This window comes from Phycicoccus mangrovi (genome assembly GCF_018729305.1).
Classification (GTDB): domain Bacteria; phylum Actinomycetota; class Actinomycetes; order Actinomycetales; family Dermatophilaceae; genus Phycicoccus; species Phycicoccus jejuensis.
Genome location: NZ_JAHHWP010000020.1, coordinates 86,890 through 103,121, shown reverse-complemented (window position 1 = coordinate 103,121; position 16,232 = coordinate 86,890). Strand labels below are relative to the sequence as shown.

Below are 16,232 nucleotides of genomic sequence, written 5' to 3'. Positions count from 1 at the left end.
ATCACAGGATGTTGGTCAGGCGCGCGCCGATGGTCGGCAAGGTCGTGTGCGCCCAACGGTTCAACGCCGCGCGACGATCGCCCGCGCGGAGAGCTCCAAGAGGGCTCCGCCCACCCACCAGGGCGCTGATCAGCAGCGTGGCGATCAGGGTCAGCACCGTGACGAGCGGCAGCATCCGTGACGACAGCCCCTGACCGGTCCGACCGATGAGGATGACGTCGTCCAGACGCGGTTGCGTGGTCGACAGTCGTTGAACGACGCTGACGCCCTGAAGGGCGGTGACTGCACTCTGGGTCAGAGCCACCAGGACGGCGCCGTAGAGGTTCACCAGGGTCACGGCGATGCCACCGAGCAGCAGGGCGCACTGTGTTGAGGGCGTCCGATGCAGGACGAGTCCCATCAAGAGGAGCACTCCGGCGAAGGTGAGGGTCAGGTAGCCGACCCACGCCAAGGGGTCGAGGTACGCGGTGGTGAGCACCGGCTCGACTCCTGGACCCGCCGCATACACCTCGCCGATACGATCGAAGTCGGCCGTTGAGTAGGAGTCGACGGCGAACCCTCGAAAGAGCACGGAGCCGATGTCGGCCCTGAGCTGCGATGGACGCAGCAGGACAAGCGTGCTGGCGACGCCCACCACCACCAGGGCATGCGTAGCCGTGACGAACCTAGGCGGCGGCTGAGCCGACATTGCCCGCTGGCCCAGCACCGCGAGCAGGACCACGCCGGCCAAGGCGACGGCGACCGCCGACGGCCACCTGCGCAGGTCGTCGGAGGCAGGGATGAGCAGGGAGACAACCTCAAGGGCGGCGGCGAGCCAAACGTGGGCAAGGGCAGTAGCAGTGAGCGCAAGTGCGTTGGTCAGCAGCCTGTGCCGCCCTCCTGCCCGACCGGGCGGACGCATTTCGCCCGCCGCGTTGAGCAGGCTGAAGGGCCAGGAAGCGATCCAGCCAAACGCGGAGCCGGAGCGGTTCCAGCGGGCCCAGTTGACCAGGAGAACGCGATGCCCGGGCAGCGGCGGGGCAGTCACCAGCTCCGCTCGCCCGTCGACAGTGTCAACCACGGTGGGTGAGCCCAGCGAGGCCAGAGCGTCCTTGTCCCCGATGCCGTGGACGCGAATCTCGAGCAGAGGAGCCGGGGTGATGTTCATCCTGACTGACTCCCTGCTGGTCGGTCAGGACTCATGCGGCGACATCTACGTGGTTGCCTCATGGTCCTCGCAGCCCCGTGTGGCGGCAAGCCCCCGAGCCCCCGGGTGGTGAGGCAGGACGCGAGGCACCCGAATCGGCTCGGCCCCGCGAGACTCGCGCCGAGGCACAGGGGGCGGTGCACCATGGAAAGGGGCCAGCGGCGGCGCCGTTGCCCCCTTGACCCCACGACGTCATGGCATCGACGATCCGATGCGCGAGGTAAGGAGCGAAGGGAACGGGCTGCAATGGGCTACGTCGTCGACTTCCTCGGAGTAGAGGTTCGGCTACCGGCATCGCCCACTGAGGCGGTGTTCCTGGACTACACGCACTTCACGGTGGGGTTCAACACCTTCCGGCGGCTGTGCTGGTTCTCGGCCTGGAACTTTGACGGCGCCCGGCTACACCCGGGGGAGGGTGCGCTCTCGCGTGACGGCCTCGACTTCTTCCCCGACGCCCGCCTCGACCCCCGCGGCCAAGCCCTCGATGACGTGTATCGGAACAACCGGTTCGACCGCGGTCACATCGCCCGCCGCGCCGACCTTCTGTGGGGGCCGCTTTCCGAGGCCCAGCGAGCTAACCGGGAGTCGTTCTGCTACACCAAAATCACTCCGCAGATGGACAACTTCAACCAGTCAGGGCGTGCCGGCTCTCTCGAGCCCGGGAGTGATGGCGCGCCGCCGCAGTCGTGGGGACTGCTGGAGAACGCAGTGCTGGATCTGGAGGACCTGCAGGACCGACGTCTAAGCGTGTTCGGTGGCCCGGTGCTCAGACCGGATGATCCGATCCGCTACGGCCTGCAGATCCCTCTGCCGTTCTGGAAGGTCGTGGTCTACGTCGTCAACGGTGAGCTGCGCCAGCGCGCGTTTCTCCTCACCCAGCGGCTGGAGACAGAACGGCCCCTGCGCAGCCTGGACTACCTGGAGGAGTTCCGCACCTACCAGGTCTCTCGCTCAGACCTCGAGGACCTGACGGGTATGGGGTTCAGCCGGGCTCCCTCCGAGGTGCCGTCGACGGCTGCTCCCGAGGCGCCGCAGCCGCCGCTGTTCATCCGGGAGGCCCGCGACGTCCGGTGGTGACACGCGAGCCCGAGCGACGTGGACCCTATCCACGGCGCAGGTGATCGAGGAAGGGTGGCGGTGCGGGCTGACCTCGCTGGTGCCCCCGGCAGGCGTGGGTCTGTCGGCGGCGGCGCCACTGCAGGTTCCTGCAATGGCAAGCCCGCGCGTGTGCGGGACGCTCGGCGCGCCAGCGAAGCCTTGCACCTTGAGAGGTGTTGCACTGCAACCCTTCTCGAATCTTGTGGGATTGGACGCACGTCGGTGAAGGCTCAGCGGTGCGCACGGGCCGGCGCTACTGAACGGCTTCCGGCGCCCAGATCGTCGCTGCTATCGTCCGCTCACTCCGCCCGCCGGCGGGTGTCGTGAACAGGCAAGGAGAGTCATGGGCAGACAGATGTTGCGCGCCTTGGTGGTCGCGCTGGTGGTCGCAGCCGGATGGGTCATGCCGACCGCCGCCAACGCCGCACAGGACTGCGGCGACGGCTGGTACAAGTACCGCGACGGGTACATGACCAGCGAGAAATTCTGGAGCACGAACGTCACCACCAGCCGCAACGCGTGGATCTACCACTCGGGTCGTCTGCGCGCATGCACCGAGAACGACACCTTCAACGACGACGAACGGCGCCGGGTCCTCATCGGCCAGCCGTCAGAGAGCTACCCCTTCGAGAGCCGCGTCCAGAAGAACGGGACCTACGACAGTTTCTGCGTGACGCAGAAGATCAAGATCAACATGTCCGGCATCAAGACCTCCTCCTCCTTCAGCCTCGGCGGTGGCGTCTCCAAGAACGACGCCGGTGTCTCGTGGTCCTACACGGACAACACCGAGAATCTCACGGTCACGCTTCCGGGGGCCCGCGTGTGCGGGGCTGCCAACCGGGAGCTCGTCGCACAGACGAGCGGCATCACCGCTACCGCCGACGACGAGGGTGGCAAGATCGAGTGGGTCGAGCTCTACACGACCATCAGCGGCTCCTACACGATCAAGGGGACCAAGTATGGCGTCGCCACCACGCTCGGCGAGCGGGACTGGATCTCCAAGGAGGACGAGCCCGACCCCCGCGTCCCGGCCACCCCGCACCCGCCGCCACCTCCTCCGGCGGTGTGTGACAACGACTGCTGGCGCGCGCAGCTCGGAACGCAGACGTACAACTACATCGAGAACTCCAACATGGCCGACCCGCGGATGGCCCGGATCATCTTCGACCGGAAGTTCTACGCAGCCGCCTACCCCGATGTGCGCACCTGGGCCGAGGGCAAGGTCGCCACGCAGGGCGGCACCTTCTACGACCACGTTCAGTGGCACTGGCTGAACTACGGCATCCCGTGGGGCAGAGCAGGCTCGCCGACCTTTGACTCGGCCTACTACCTGCGCAACCAAGGCGACGTCGCGGCGGCCTACGGATCGACGAACTATCAAGGCGCCATCCAGCACTTCGTCTCCAACGGCCGCTTCGAAGGCCGACGCGGGTCCCCCTTCTTCGACCCGGGCTACTACAAGTCCCGCTACGGCGACCTCGCCGGCTGGGACAATGCTTCAGCGCTGGACCACTTCACCGTCTACGGCATGAGCGAGGGGCGGCAGGGTTCGGCCGATTTCGCGCCCGCGTTCTACATGGGCACCTACGCCGATCTGCGCAACGCATACGGCGGCAACAACTACCGCGCCGGGATGAGTCACTGGTACTCCAACGGCTCGGCGGAGGGACGAACACCGCGGCCCTGATCTCGTCCGCCACGAGCCCGCCCGGTGACCGAGGCGTCACCGGGCGGGCTTTCCGGTGTGTCGCGCCAGTAGTGATCAACGCGTGAGGGTCCATCCCGCCGTGAGCGTTATGGCAGGTGGCGGCGACGTCCGTTGGGGCTGGAGGGTTAGGTCAGGTTGCGGTCCCCGTCGACAGCAGCAGGTGGGCGTCGTAGACGCTGGGTGCAGGTCTATCGAACGGGGAGGTTGGGCAGCAGCTGTTCCTAGCAGAGACGACGGTGAAGACGCCTGTGGCACACGCCGTCACCAAGCTCGTGGAACGTGATCGTCCGCAGGCCGCGTTGGTGGTGCACCGGGGAAACTGCTCCTGACGAAAGACGCCCCCTCCTCTAGGGGGTCGGCTGCCGCTCCTGCGGCCGATGCGCCGCGCGATCGCCCAGCGTGATCGTGGGAGGGGTACCCGATCCGCCGGGGTGCGGGGACTCTTGCGACCCCGGGCCCGGGTGTCGTCAGCAAAGGAGAGAGCCATGACCCATCCGCACGTCAGCGTGAACGGGCCGTCGCTGCACTCGACACGCCACCCTTGAGCCCGCCACCACGTCTTGGCCTTGGTCGTGGTCTCGCCGCTCTTGGCGTCCTCGGCCGTCGACGGTGCGCAAGTGGGCTAGGACGGCAGCGCGGTCAGCTGGGTCAGACCCACCAATGCCGACGGGAGGGGTTGACCCCGGCCACCTGCGAGCAGGCCGGCGCGAGATATTCCTGCGCGATCCAGGACGAGTGAATGACGTCTGCCCGCACGCGGCCGTGTGCGGACCCACTCACCCCTGAGTGGGTGCGGGCTGTTCTCGCTCAGGGCACGTGCAGTACTTCGGTGCTGCCTGTTTCCACGATGTGGTCGGCCAGGTCGCGAAGCTTGCAGTTGCTACGCATGCTGGCCTGCGCCAGGGCGTCGAACGCGACTTCCTCGGTGACGTTGGTGCGTGCCATCACGATGCCGACGGCCGCGCCGATCCTGCGAGACGTGCACAGGGCGTGCCTCAGCTGTTCGGCTTGGTGGGTGCTGACGAGGCCTTGGGCTTGCAGCTCAGCGATCTGCTCCTGTCCATCAGTGACCTGGCTCTCGAGTGCGTCCAGGCGGGCGGTGTTCCGGGCCACGGTGGCCAGGAGCTGGTCTATGGCGTCGGCGTCATGGCCGCGCCCTGAGGGCTGTCCGGTCATGACACCATTGTGGACTTCCCCGAGCGGCGGGGGCAACGCCCGCTCCGTTCGCTGCGAGGGCTACGGGAAGTCTGCGTGTTCTGGGAGGCGCAGAACGCCCGTGGGGGCTAGTCGTGGTGCCTGTGACCTGTCATCCTAAAGTCAGCACGCAGGGCGTAAAAATGCGCGACGGGATGGGCTGGTCGTTCCCCCCTCTGGCCCCCATCGTCCGGGACTCGCGCCCGCCCTGCGTGCGCGGGCCGCCTTCGAGCAGGGAGGGCGGCCCGCTCATGTCGCCGGCAGGTTCGCCCACTCTGACCTGCACGGATACCGTCACGAGCGGTCATCTCGGGTGAATACTCTGACCTGCACACGAGGTGCGGAGCGGCTGATCGGTCGTCGCAAGCGGCCATGAGTCGGCGCAGGCCACCCACCCCGCGTGCAGGCGGTGTCCTTGCGCAGGGGGAAGGACACCGCCGCACAGGGTTAGACAAGACCTAGCGCCCCACCCCGTCCCGGCGCTACCGTCCGTCATCGCCTATGGGTGGGCCCAGGCCGGGCGCGAGTGTCCTGTGACCCGCGCTGACCCTGCAGGGTCACCGACGTCGGTGCCGTCCGGGCGGTACCTCCTCCCTGTTCTGGAGGTTCTCGCCGGGCCCTGACATGCGCAACGTTTGGGGTGAGCGAGGGGGTCCGCCCCCACTCAAGGGTGAGGGCGGATGACCCCTCGGCTACTGGCCGTGCCGGTAGCCGAGGTGGAAGGTCAGAGACACTGGCCGCGCGCCGCACACGCCACAGCGCGGCAGCGCCTCGCTCTCCAGCCAGCGGTCGATCGTCGACGACAGCCACACGGGTCGCCCCTTCGCCGTGACCCAGTCCGGCTCGGGCAGGTGCCGCCACTTCCGCACGGCCGAGTCACTCACCCCGGTTCGGCGGGCGATCGACTCGCGCGTCTCGATTCCGTCCGGCATCTGCGAGGGGCGGGGAAACGGACCGAGCGGGGTCGTGAAGCGCTGCACCGTCGCCGGCAGGACGCCGAACTCCATGGCGATCGCCCCGAGTGATCTCCGATGCTGGCGCGCCTCTACCCACGCCTCGACCGTCTCCCGAGCGGGGTAGGGGCCCCAGCCGCTGGTTCCGCGCGTGACGGTCTGGTGGTTGACGCCGTCGCGCTCAGCGATCTCCTTCACGCGCACCCCGCGACGGCGATCCGCGATCCACCGTTGACGCCGCTCCTCGAGCAGGAACGTGGTGAGATACGTCCGGCCAAGCTGCCGATCGGCCGGCGGGAACGGCCCGAAGCGCGTCGTCGCCTTCGTCACCTCCCACGGCGAAACGCCAGCTCGCTGCGCGATCAGGCGAACCGACTCGCCGGCGCGGCATCGCGCGAGCCAGTCGAGCTCACGGTGGCTGTCGACCATGGGCGGCACGATATGCCGGGCCGGCGGCGCGCCACGTGATGCACCCACGCTTGGGGGCGTGTCCGGGTCGAAGAACGGCCGCGGGCCTCAGTTGTTTCGACGTCAACCCCATGGTTACCCCTCCGCCGGCGGCGTCGTCTAACAGAGGGCGGCGTCGCCGGCCTAGCGGGGCGGTATCTGCCAGGGCCCGCGAACCAGCGACGCCCGGTGACGACTAAAGGGTGTCCGTCCTCGGCGTGGTGAGGTGTGCCCTCCTCAAGAGCGGCTACCCATCACCGCGGAGAGCCTCAGCCCAGGCTTCAACCGACCCAGCGCGGCGCGCCAGATGAAGGCGCGGTGCACCCGCACGCCCCGGTTGCCGGTCATGACGCGAGGGGAGGTCGCGACCTGCTAGGTGCTCACGGGGTGCGTAGGGACTCGGCGCTGCCCGTCTTGACGATCTCGTCCGCCAGGTCCCGGACTTTGCGCTGGCTGTCCGTGCTGGCCTGCGTCAGGGCATGGAACGCCCGCTCCTGGTGACGGTGCGCCGGGCCATGACGATGCCCACGGCCGCACCATCATGCGTGACGACCGCTGGACCTGCCGAAGCTGCTCCTCGAAGGCGTCGAGGCGGGCGTTGTTCCTGGCCACCGGGGCCAGGAGGTCATCGATAGCGTCGGCCCCGTGGCCTCGCCCCGATTAGGGTCCGGTCATGGTTGTCAGTATCGGAGATCGCGCCGATGACGGGCAACCTGCCGGGGGCGGGGCGCTCCGCCGGGGTGAGCAGACCGCCGCGCGGTGTTGGACAGGGCCCGCGGCGACGCCCTGGAGCACCGCCGGCCGGAGGGGTTGTCCTGCACCGCTGTGGGTAGTGCGTGGCGCGAGCGCCCGACGTGGTCGCTCGACGTGCTGACCGAGGAGGCCTTGTGTCCCAGGACGCGATCGTGATGTTGAAGCAGGATCACAAGGAGATCAGGAAGTTGTTCCGCGAGTTCCGGGCGTCCTCGACAACGCCCGCCCGCCGAGAGGCCCTCGTCGAGGAGGTGATCGAGCGGCTCACGGCACACACCTACGTGGAGAACGAGATCATGTACCCCCGCGTCCGGGCCCTGCTGCCCGAGCTCGAGGAGGACGTGCTGGAGTCCTACGAGGAGCACCACGTCGCCGACGGCCTGGTCGTGGAGCTGGCCGCCATGGACCGTGGCGACGAGCGTTTCGTCGCCAAGGCGACGGTGCTCACCGAGATCGTCACCCACCACATCGAGGAGGAGGAGGGGGAGTGGTTCCCGAAGGTGCGCGCCGGCCTGTCACGGTCCCAGCTGCGCGAGATCGGAACCGAGCTGTCGGAGGCGTGGAAGCGGGCACCGCGGCGGCCGGAGCAGCCGAGCGCGCTCAAGAAGACCATCGACGCCGTCATCGCGTGACGCGTGCCCGCCGGTGGCAGCAGGTCGGGCCTCGGTGGGCAGGGCGGCGGGCACACCGTCGTCGAGAGGTCGCGGCCCGACGAAGGCAGGGGTTCCTCCGCCACGACCGGGACTCGTGGGTGCGAGGCTCCTGGGTATCGACGGTGTACGCCTCCCGACCGGAGAACCACCGACGGAAGGCGACCCCGTGAAGGCACTGGCCCACAAGGGCGAACGGGACGTGGCCTCGGAGGACGCCCGCGTCGTGGAGCCGACCGAAGCGGTCGTGCGCATCACGACGACGAACATCTGCGGGTCGAACCTGCACATGTTCGAGGGGCGCACGAGCCTGGAGAGCGGCACGGTGCTCGGGCACGAGACCATCAGTGTGGTCGAGGCGCTCGGTTCCGGTGTCACCCGGGTGCGTGAAGGCGACCGGGTGTCGGTGCCCCTCATCACCGTGTGCGGCAGCGGCTGCAGCTGTGTAGAGGGCTCGACCTCGTTCTGCGAGCTGACGAACCCGATCGACGGGATGCAGGGCGACGCCTACGGCTACGCGACCATAAGTCCCTACGCCCAGGGGGAGGCGAGGTTTCTCCGAGTGCCGTTCGCCGACGTCAGCCTGTCGGAGCTGCCCCAGGGCACCGAGTCCGAGAACACATCACGATGCCGTCGGACATGCTTCCGAGCGGCACCGGACCGGGCTCGCGGAGCTGGCCGCAGGCGAGCGCATCGCCATCTCGCGGAGGGCCGGTGGGTCTCATATCGGCGCACAGCGCCCGCCTGCACGGGCGAGCGGAGTTCGTCGTCGACCGGCACCCCGACCGTCTGGACCTGGCCCGTCACGTCGACGCGACGCCGGTCGACCTCCCGGCCGGTGACCCGGTAGTGCAGAGCATGAAGCTGCCCTGCGGAGTCGGTGTCGACTGCGGAGTGGACGCGGTCGGCTGGCAGGCCCACGAAACCGAGGGCGAGGAGCACCCCGAGCTCGTCGCCGACCACCTCATCCGGGTCGTCGGAGCTCGGCAAGGAAGGAAGGATCGCCTGGGACTTCGGGACGTTCTTGACGCAGGGCCAGCGGATGGTGACCGGGCAGGCACCGGTGGAGCGCGACAACTGCGAGCCGCGCGACCTCGTCCTCACCGAGCCGGACACGCCGGGCGACATCGTCTCCCGCGAGCTCCCGCTGGCCGGGGCGGCGACCGACGACAGCGAGTTGGACCAGCGGCTGGGCGGCTGGACCAAGGTGCTGCTGCACCCGGCCGCGTGACCGGGTGCATGTCAGGATCGGTGCGGCGCGCTCGCCCCGGGGTGGCACGGCATTATGTCGGGTGACCGCACCGACCGACATCCGCTCCGCCGTGGCGACGGGCCCCGGACGGTCCGGGCCGCCCTCGTCGGCGTGCGGCGTCTGGTCGGCTCGCCCGCGGCGCAGACCGAGGCGCTCCAGCTCGTCAAGTCGTCGGTGGCCTCGGTGCTGGCCTGGCTCCTCGCCGACGCGGTGCTCGGGCTCGCCGACGCGTTCCTCGCCCCGTGGGTCGCGCTGCTCACCGTGCACGCCACCGTCCGCCGCAGCCTGTGGCGTGGCCTGGAGACGGTGTTGACCGTCGGGGTGGGGCTCCTCGTGGCCTTCGTCACGGTGAGGTTCCTCGGCGCCTCGGCCTGGTCGCTGGGGGTGGCGATCTTCGTCGGCCTGGCGCTGGGGCGGGTGCGGTGGGTACCGCACGAGGGCGTGACGATCGCGACCACGGCGCTCTTCGTCATCATCACGGGGGAGACGAGCTCCGAGGAGCGGGCCATGGACGTGTTGCCGGACCGGTTGGCGGACACGGTGATCGGCGTCGCAGTCGCACTGCTCGTCAACCTCCTTGTCGTCCCGCCCCTCGACGACCGCAGCGCCCGCGAACGCATCGACCTCGTCGACCGGCGTCTCGGCCGGCTGCTGCGGGACATCGCCGCCCGGATCGACGGCGACTGGACCACCGAGGACGCCGACCAATGGATCGAGGAGACGCGCGCGGTGGATGCCGCCGTCGACCACGCCTGGTCCCTCGTCCGCTTCGCCGACGAGGCCCGCCTCTGGAACCCGCGCAGGCACCGACACCCCCGGACCCATCCGACCTCCTACCCCGAGGTGCTGGAACGTCTGGAGGAGGGCGTGGCGCAGGTCCGGGGCATCGCTCGACACCTCCGGGAGTCAGCCGAATCGGCCGACGACTGGGACACCGGGTTCCGGACGCGCTTCGCCGCGCTGCTCGAGCGGCTGGGTCGGCGCATCGCGGTCCCGGACCGCCCGGTCGAGGACCTGCGCACCGACCTCCGCGACCTCGCCGACGACCTGGCCACGGCGCGTCTGTCGGGTCCGAGCTGGCCGCTGTACGGCGCCCTGATCGCCAACACCCTGACGATCATCGACGTCGTCGACGACGTCGCGACCGCGCGGGGAGTGCGCGAGTGACGGGGCCGCGCCGACTTCGGTCCTCCAGCGGCACACCTCGCAGCGGTCATCCCGACGAGAGCGCCAGGACGGCGCCGGCGCAGACCCCGGCCACGACGACGAGGCCCGCCACCGCGGCCGTCACCCGGAGCGAGAGGGAGCGCGCCACCATGACGAGGGAGGGCAGGCTGAGGGCTGGGAGGGTGAGGAGGAGGACGCCGGCCGTGCTGAGCCCGGCTCCGGCGGCGAGGAGTCCGGCGACGACGGGGATCTCGCCACCGGTGGGGATGACGAGCAGGGCGCCGACGACGACGAGGGCGACCAGACCCGGCCGGTCGCCGAGGACGGTCCAGTCGGACAGCAGGCCGGTCACGGCGCCGGTGAGCACGACGACGAGGAGGTACTCGGGGACGATGACGAGCAGGTAGCGCGCGAGGGCTCGGGCGAAGCGACGCGCCATCTCGCCGGCGTCCACCGGGTCAGGGTCGGCGGCCACCGTCGGGGCGGGGAGGGCGGTCGGGCCGCGGCGGTCCGCGATCCGCGCCGCGACCACCGCCGCGCCGACGACGAGGGCCATCCCGACGAGCGCACGGACGACGACGAATCGGGTCGGTAGGGTGAGGGCGAGGAACACGAGGACGGCGGGGTTGAGGACCGGGTTGGCGAGCCAGTAGGCGACGCTCGCCCCGACCGGCGCCCCGCGTCGCCGCAGTCCCACGACGACCGGGGCCGTGCAGCAGGTGCACATCATGCTCGGCAGGCCGACGAGGCCACCCCACAAGCCCTGGGCGGCGCCCGTCCGCCGCTGGAGGGGGCGCAGCAGCCAGGCCCGCGGGATGAGCGCCTCGAGGGCGGCGGCCAGGAGCACCGCAACGAGGGCCGCCTTCCACACCGCCAGTGCGTAGGCCTGCGTGAAGTCCAGCGCCCCCGTGACGGTGGGGCCGCTGCCCGGAGCGCCGCTGGTGGTCAGGACGTCCGACCCGGCCCATCGGCGCGTCCCGAGCAGGTCCTCGACCTTGGCGCCGTACGGCAGCCACTTGGCCCAGAGCAGCCCGACGACACCGATGGCCACCACGATGAGAACGCCGGCGACCCGGGTCCGTGGAGGCAGGAGCGGGCGCGCGGTGGTCGACGCAGGAGGGATGGACACCGGGACGGCCTCCGGACGGGTTCTCGACGGCTCTGACGACGCCCTGACCTACCCGCTCGTCACCGGTCCACACACCACCAGAGCGACCTCGACCGACGCGGTCGGCGCCGGACGCATGCCCGGCGGGAGTCCGGGTATCGCCGGTGCAGCAGCGTGAGGAGGTCGGCGATGACGCTGACGGACGCCGGTCCGAGGACCCGACCGACGGCGCCACGCGGGCGCCCACCCGGTCGCCTCGCCGCGCTCGCCGCCTGGGCGACCTCGACCGACCACAAGGTCATCGGCAACCTCTACCTGGTCACGTCCTTCGGGTGGTTCCTCGCCGCCGGCGTCATGGCACTGCTCATCCGCGGCGAGCTCGCCGCGCCCGGTCTGCAGCTGGTGGACACCCCGGACCGGTACAACCAGCTGTTCACGATGCACGGCACGATCATGATGCTCTTCTTCGCGACGCCGCTGTTCGCCGGGTTTGCCAACGCGCTGATGCCGCTGCAGATCGGCGCGCCGGACGTCTCGTTCCCACGCCTGAACATGTTCGCGTACTGGCTCTACCTCTTCGGCAGCCTCATCGCCGGCGCCGGGTTCCTCACCCCCGACGGACCCGCGGCCTTCGGCTGGTTCGCGTACACTCCGCTCTCGACCGCCGACTACACGCCGGGCATCGGCGGCAACCTGTGGGTGCTCGGGCTGGCCCTCAGCGGGTTCGGGACGATCCTCGGGGCGGTCAACTTCATCACGACCATCGTCACGATGCGCGCCCCCGGCATGACGATGTTCCGGATGCCGATCTTCACGTGGAACGTCCTCATCACCTCGATGCTCGTGCTCCTCGTGTTCCCGGTCCTCGCGGCGGCGCTCCTGGCGCTCGGCGCCGACCGGCAGCTCGGTGCGCAGGTCTACGCGCCGGAGAGCGGGGGCGCGCTGATGTGGCAGCACGCCTTCTGGTTCTTCGGGCACCCGGAGGTGTACATCATCGCCCTGCCGTTCTTCGGCATCATCACGGAGATCCTCCCGGTCTTCTCCCGCAAGCCGGTGTTCGGGTACAAGACCCTGGTCTACGCGACGATCGCCATCGCGGCCCTGTCGATGACGGTCTGGGCGCACCACATGTACGTGACCGGCCAGGTCCTGCTGCCGTTCTTCGCCATCATGTCCATGCTCATCGCCGTCCCGACCGGCGTGAAGTTCTTCAACTGGATCGGCACGATGTGGGGCGGCAAGCTCGACTTCTCGACGCCGATGCTCTGGACCCTGGGGTTCCTCGTCACCTTCCTCTTCGGCGGCCTGACCGGCGTCATCCTCGCCAGCCCGGCCCTGGACTTCCAGCTCTCCGACAGCTACTTCGTCGTGGCGCACTTCCACTACGTCGTCTTCGGCACCGTTGTGTTCGCGATGTTCGCCGGCTTCTACTTCTGGTGGCCGAAGTTCACCGGGCGGATGCTCGACGAGCGGCTCGGGAAGATCCACTTCTGGATGCTGTTCCCCGGCTTCCACCTCACGTTCTTCGTCCAGCACGTTCTCGGCGCGCAGGGCATGCCCCGTCGGTACGCCGATTACATGCCGGAGGACGGGTTCGCGACGCTCAACGGCATCTCGAGCGCGGGCGCGTTCCTCCTCGGCGCCTCGACGCTGCCGTTCCTCTACAACGTGTGGAGGACCTGGCGGTCCGCGCCGCTCGTCGGCGGCGACGACCCGTGGGGCTACGGCGCCTCGCTCGAGTGGGCGACCTCGTGCCCCCCACCGCGGCATAACTTCGACCGCATCCCGCGGATCCGCTCCGAGCGCCCCGCGTTCGACCTGCACCACCCCCACGCCTCCGGGGGACCCGACGTCTCCCACCGCAAGCGCAGCTCCCGAGTCTCCGCGCTCGGCCCCGCCGAGGTGGAGGAGCACGAGCCGCCCGTCAGCGGACGGTGACGGGCGGCCCACCTCGCGGCACGAGCTGCCCGACGACCGGGTGGCCGGGGACCTCGCCGGCGACGAGCAAACCACCGCTGGTCTGGGCGTCGGCGAGGAGCAGCAGCTCGTCCTCACCGACCCCGGACTCCAGGTGCGGCCGCACCCAGTCGAGGTTGCGCCGGCTGCCGCCGGGGACGTAGCCGTCGGCCAGCGCCTCGCGTGCCCCCGTGACGTAGGGGACGGCGGCGGCGTCGACGACGGCCGACACGCCGCTGGCGCGGCAGAGTTTGAACAGGTGCCCCAGCAGGCCGAAGCCGGTGACGTCGGTGGCGCAGACGGCGCCGGCCGCGAGCGCGGCGCGGGAGGCGTCGCGGTTGAGGGTCGTCATCACCTCGACCGCCTCGGGGAACACCTCGCCGGTCGCCTTGTGCCGGTTGTTGAGGACGCCGAGACCCAGCGGCTTGGTGAGGGTGAGCGGGACCCCTGCGACGCCGGAGTCGTTGCGCAGCAACCTGTCCGGGTCGGCGAGCCCGGTGACGGCCAGCCCGTACTTGGGTTCCGGGTCGTCGATGCTGTGGCCCCCGGCGAGGTGGCAGCCAGCCGCCCGGGCGACATCCCCGCCGCCGCGCAGGACCTCGGCGGCGAGGACGAACGGCACTCGGTCGCGGGGCCACGCGAGGAGGTTGACCGCCACGAGCGGCTCGCCACCCATGGCGTACACGTCCGACAGGGCGTTGGCCGCGGCGATGCGGCCCCAGTCGTAGGGGTCGTCGACGACGGGCGTGAAGAAGTCAGTGGTCAGCACGACCGCGCGACCGCCCTCGATGCGGACCACGGCGGCGTCGTCACCGCTCTCGACGCCGACGAGCAGGTCCGGACCACCGGCCGGGGTGAGACCGGCCAGCACCCGCTCGAGCTCGCCCGGGGGCACCTTGCAGGCGCAGCCGCCCCCCGACGCGTACTGGGTGAGCCGCTGGGTCGTGGTGTCCGCCGTCATCGACCCAGTGTCCCGGCCCGCTCGGCGGCACGGGCCCGCAGCCGCTCGCGCTGTGGCTCGACCGTGTACTTCGGGTCGCGGGCCGAGGCCATCCCGGCCTCGAAGATGCCGAAGCGGGTGAGCACCGAGGCGGCGACGCACGCCGCACCGGCGAGCACCGACACCGTGCGCGAGCGTCGTCCGGCGACGAGGGCGGCGGTGCCACCGACCGCGGTCAGCACGCGGGCCGTCCTCATCAGCCGTCCGGGACGACCCTGGCCGTAGGGCTCGCCGACCAGCCCGAGCCGACCGGTGAGCCGCTCGGCGGCGGCCAGCTCGACGAGGGCGCCGGCCGCCAGCATCCGTCGGGCCGGGCCGGCCTGGTCGAGCGGGGTGAACAGGCACGCGAACCCGCCCGCGGCCGTCGCCCCGGACCCGGCGAAGACGAAGGGCAGCTCGCGGTGCGCCTCGTGCCAGGCCGGGACCGCCGTGTTGGCCAGCAGCGCAGCCGTGTACGTCGCGAGCGGGGGGCCGAGCACGGTGGCACCGACCCCTGCGAGCCGGCCCACCCGCGGCAGACGGCCGGTGACCGAGGAGGCCGCGGCGGCGGCCGAGAGCCCACTGAAGGGCGCGAGGATCCACGACCCGACCGACAGGGGTGAGGTGGGCTTGAGGACCCGCAGCATGTTGAGGAAGCGCTCCGGTCGATGCAGGTCGTGGACGAGCGCCACGGTGCCGAGGGCGGCGCCCGCACCCGCCGCGACCCGCGCGACCCGCTCGAGGTCCGGCCGGTCCGTCACCGCAGCACCCTCGGCGAGGACGGCGGACGCACCGGCCAGCCCGCCGAGGAAGAGGTAGAGCGGCACGTCCGGCGTCTTCCACGTCGGCTCCTTGATGATCGGCCGCCCGTAGTACGAGTCCGGGCTCGCCTCGGGGACCATCCGCTGCTCCCTCACCGGCGCCTCCCCAGGAAGGACGCGACCCCGAGGCCCACGAGCGCGCCGGCGGCGGCACCCACGTGGCGCCACATCGAGCCGAGGTCGCGGGTCGTGACGACCGGGTCGGGCGGCAGCCCGTAGACCTCGGGCTCGTCGAGGAGGAGGAAGAACGCCCCGTCGCCGCCGACACCGTCGTCGGGGTCCGCGCCGTACAGGCGCGCCCCATCGGCGCCCTGCTCCTGCAGCTGGCCGAGGCGGCGGCCGGCCCGCTCGCGCAGCTCGTCGAGCTCCCCGTACTGGATCGACTCGGTCGGGCAGGCCTGGGCGCAGGCGGGAGTCATCCCCTCGCCGATGCGGTCGTAGCAGAGCGTGCACTTGAAGGCGCGGCCGTCGCCGGGGCGGATGTCGATGACGCCGTAGGGGCAGGCGGGTACGCAGTAGCCGCACCCGTTGCAGATGTCCTCCTGGACGACGACCGTGCCGAACTCGGTGCGGAACAGCGAGCCGGTGGGGCAGACGTCGAGGCAGGCGGCGTGGGTGCAGTGCTTGCACACGTCCGAAGACATCAGCCAGCGGACACCGCCCTCGCCCGACTCGGTCTCCTGGCCGGGGCCGGCCGGGGGAGTGGCGTCGGGTGGCGGGCCCATCCCCGGCATCCCGAGGTCGGTGCTGCGGGAGGCGCGACCGGTCGGCTGCTCGACGAACGCCACGTGCCGCCAGGTGCTCGCCCCGAGGGCGCCGGTGTTGTCGTAGGACATCCCGGTGAGGGATAGCCCGTCCTCCGGGACGAGGTTCCACTCCTTGCACGCCACCTCGCAGGCCTTGCAGCCGATGCACACCGAGGTGTCGGTGAAGAATCCCATCCGGGGCGGATGGGCCTCG

The 16,232-nt window shown here is 70.5% G+C and carries 15 protein-coding genes; 8 read left to right on the top strand and 7 right to left on the bottom strand.

The annotated features are described in order from the left end of the window. Position 1: 1 nt before the first annotated feature. The gene (locus tag KMZ30_RS18020) at positions 2 to 1,147 is read right to left on the bottom strand and encodes a hypothetical protein (protein WP_215513878.1); all 1,146 of its coding nucleotides are present in this window, start codon (positions 1,145 to 1,147) and stop codon (positions 2 to 4) included. A gap of 348 nt (positions 1,148 to 1,495) precedes the next feature. Here KMZ30_RS18020 and KMZ30_RS18015 point away from each other — a divergent pair, with 348 nt between their 5' ends. From KMZ30_RS18015 to KMZ30_RS22675, 3 genes are all read left to right on the top strand, one after another. After that, on the top strand, positions 1,496 to 2,263 hold the full coding sequence (locus tag KMZ30_RS18015; RefSeq protein WP_215513879.1) for a DNA/RNA non-specific endonuclease: 768 nt from the start codon (positions 1,496 to 1,498) through the stop codon (positions 2,261 to 2,263). A gap of 364 nt (positions 2,264 to 2,627) precedes the next feature. After that, complete coding sequence (locus KMZ30_RS18010) at positions 2,628 to 3,971, top strand: hypothetical protein (RefSeq protein ID WP_215513880.1); 1,344 nt, start codon at positions 2,628 to 2,630, stop codon at positions 3,969 to 3,971. Between the two features lie 197 nt (positions 3,972 to 4,168). Beyond that, a complete protein-coding gene (locus KMZ30_RS22675; protein WP_215513956.1) occupies positions 4,169 to 4,321 on the top strand; it encodes a LuxR C-terminal-related transcriptional regulator in 153 nt (50 codons plus the stop codon). Positions 4,322 to 4,799: 478 nt separating this feature from the next. Here the strand turns inward: KMZ30_RS22675 and KMZ30_RS18000 are convergent, their stop codons facing one another. Both KMZ30_RS18000 and KMZ30_RS17995 read right to left on the bottom strand, forming a co-directional pair. Continuing rightward, on the bottom strand, positions 4,800 to 5,168 hold the full coding sequence (locus KMZ30_RS18000; RefSeq protein ID WP_215513881.1) for an ANTAR domain-containing protein: 369 nt from the start codon (positions 5,166 to 5,168) through the stop codon (positions 4,800 to 4,802). Between the two features lie 710 nt (positions 5,169 to 5,878). Beyond that, a complete protein-coding gene (locus tag KMZ30_RS17995; RefSeq protein ID WP_215513882.1) occupies positions 5,879 to 6,568 on the bottom strand; it encodes a helix-turn-helix transcriptional regulator in 690 nt (229 codons plus the stop codon). 926 nt (positions 6,569 to 7,494) lie between these two features. On the opposite strand from KMZ30_RS17995, the gene KMZ30_RS17990 reads away from it, so the two are divergent. From KMZ30_RS17990 to KMZ30_RS17975, 4 genes are all read left to right on the top strand, one after another. Beyond that, positions 7,495 to 7,971 (top strand): hemerythrin domain-containing protein, encoded by a 477-nt coding sequence (locus KMZ30_RS17990; protein ID WP_226903064.1) that lies wholly within the window; start codon positions 7,495 to 7,497, stop codon positions 7,969 to 7,971. Positions 7,972 to 8,158: 187 nt separating this feature from the next. Continuing rightward, entirely contained in the window at positions 8,159 to 8,839 is a 681-nt protein-coding gene (locus KMZ30_RS17985) for an alcohol dehydrogenase catalytic domain-containing protein (protein ID WP_215513884.1), read from the top strand. Between the two features lie 192 nt (positions 8,840 to 9,031). Then, complete coding sequence (locus KMZ30_RS17980; protein WP_215513885.1) at positions 9,032 to 9,220, top strand: hypothetical protein; 189 nt, start codon at positions 9,032 to 9,034, stop codon at positions 9,218 to 9,220. A 132-nt stretch (positions 9,221 to 9,352) separates the two neighbouring features. Then, positions 9,353 to 10,408 (top strand): FUSC family protein, encoded by a 1,056-nt coding sequence (locus KMZ30_RS17975; RefSeq protein ID WP_215520086.1) that lies wholly within the window; start codon positions 9,353 to 9,355, stop codon positions 10,406 to 10,408. Between the two features lie 46 nt (positions 10,409 to 10,454). On the opposite strand, the gene KMZ30_RS17970 is transcribed toward KMZ30_RS17975, so the two are convergent. Further along, a complete protein-coding gene (locus KMZ30_RS17970; protein ID WP_215513887.1) occupies positions 10,455 to 11,537 on the bottom strand; it encodes a permease in 1,083 nt (360 codons plus the stop codon). A 168-nt stretch (positions 11,538 to 11,705) separates the two neighbouring features. Here KMZ30_RS17970 and ctaD point away from each other — a divergent pair, with 168 nt between their 5' ends. Continuing rightward, positions 11,706 to 13,454, top strand: coding sequence for an aa3-type cytochrome oxidase subunit I (gene ctaD / locus KMZ30_RS17965; protein ID WP_215513888.1), 1,749 nt, complete (start codon positions 11,706 to 11,708; stop codon positions 13,452 to 13,454). On the opposite strand, the gene selD is transcribed toward ctaD, so the two are convergent. The 3 genes from selD to KMZ30_RS17950 are packed head-to-tail and all read right to left on the bottom strand — an operon-like array spanning position 13,441 to position 16,213. Further along, positions 13,441 to 14,433 carry a selenide, water dikinase SelD gene (selD, locus tag KMZ30_RS17960; RefSeq protein ID WP_215513889.1) on the bottom strand — a complete coding sequence of 331 codons (993 nt, stop codon included), beginning with the start codon at positions 14,431 to 14,433 and terminating at the stop codon, positions 13,441 to 13,443. The genes ctaD and selD overlap by 14 nt on opposite strands. Further along, complete coding sequence (nrfD, locus tag KMZ30_RS17955; protein ID WP_308279836.1) at positions 14,430 to 15,368, bottom strand: NrfD/PsrC family molybdoenzyme membrane anchor subunit; 939 nt, start codon at positions 15,366 to 15,368, stop codon at positions 14,430 to 14,432. The genes selD and nrfD overlap by 4 nt, the downstream gene beginning before the upstream one ends. After that, positions 15,365 to 16,213 carry a 4Fe-4S dicluster domain-containing protein gene (locus tag KMZ30_RS17950; RefSeq protein WP_226903066.1) on the bottom strand — a complete coding sequence of 283 codons (849 nt, stop codon included), beginning with the start codon at positions 16,211 to 16,213 and terminating at the stop codon, positions 15,365 to 15,367. Before KMZ30_RS17950 ends, nrfD begins: the two co-directional genes overlap by 4 nt. Positions 16,214 to 16,232: the final 19 nt, after the last annotated feature.

Coding starts and splice junctions, on each gene's coding strand:
- KMZ30_RS18020 (WP_215513878.1), bottom strand. CDS start 1,147: ATGAACATCACCCCGGCTCCTCTGCTCGAGATTCGCGTCCACGGCATC.
- KMZ30_RS18010 (WP_215513880.1), top strand. CDS start 2,628: ATGGGCAGACAGATGTTGCGCGCCTTGGTGGTCGCGCTGGTGGTCGCA.
- KMZ30_RS18000 (WP_215513881.1), bottom strand. CDS start 5,168: ATGACCGGACAGCCCTCAGGGCGCGGCCATGACGCCGACGCCATAGAC.
- KMZ30_RS17995 (WP_215513882.1), bottom strand. CDS start 6,568: ATGGTCGACAGCCACCGTGAGCTCGACTGGCTCGCGCGATGCCGCGCC.
- KMZ30_RS17990 (WP_226903064.1), top strand. CDS start 7,495: ATGTTGAAGCAGGATCACAAGGAGATCAGGAAGTTGTTCCGCGAGTTC.
- KMZ30_RS17980 (WP_215513885.1), top strand. CDS start 9,032: ATGGTGACCGGGCAGGCACCGGTGGAGCGCGACAACTGCGAGCCGCGC.
- ctaD (WP_215513888.1), top strand. CDS start 11,706: ATGACGCTGACGGACGCCGGTCCGAGGACCCGACCGACGGCGCCACGC.
- selD (WP_215513889.1), bottom strand. CDS start 14,433: ATGACGGCGGACACCACGACCCAGCGGCTCACCCAGTACGCGTCGGGG.
- KMZ30_RS17950 (WP_226903066.1), bottom strand. CDS start 16,213: ATGGGATTCTTCACCGACACCTCGGTGTGCATCGGCTGCAAGGCCTGC.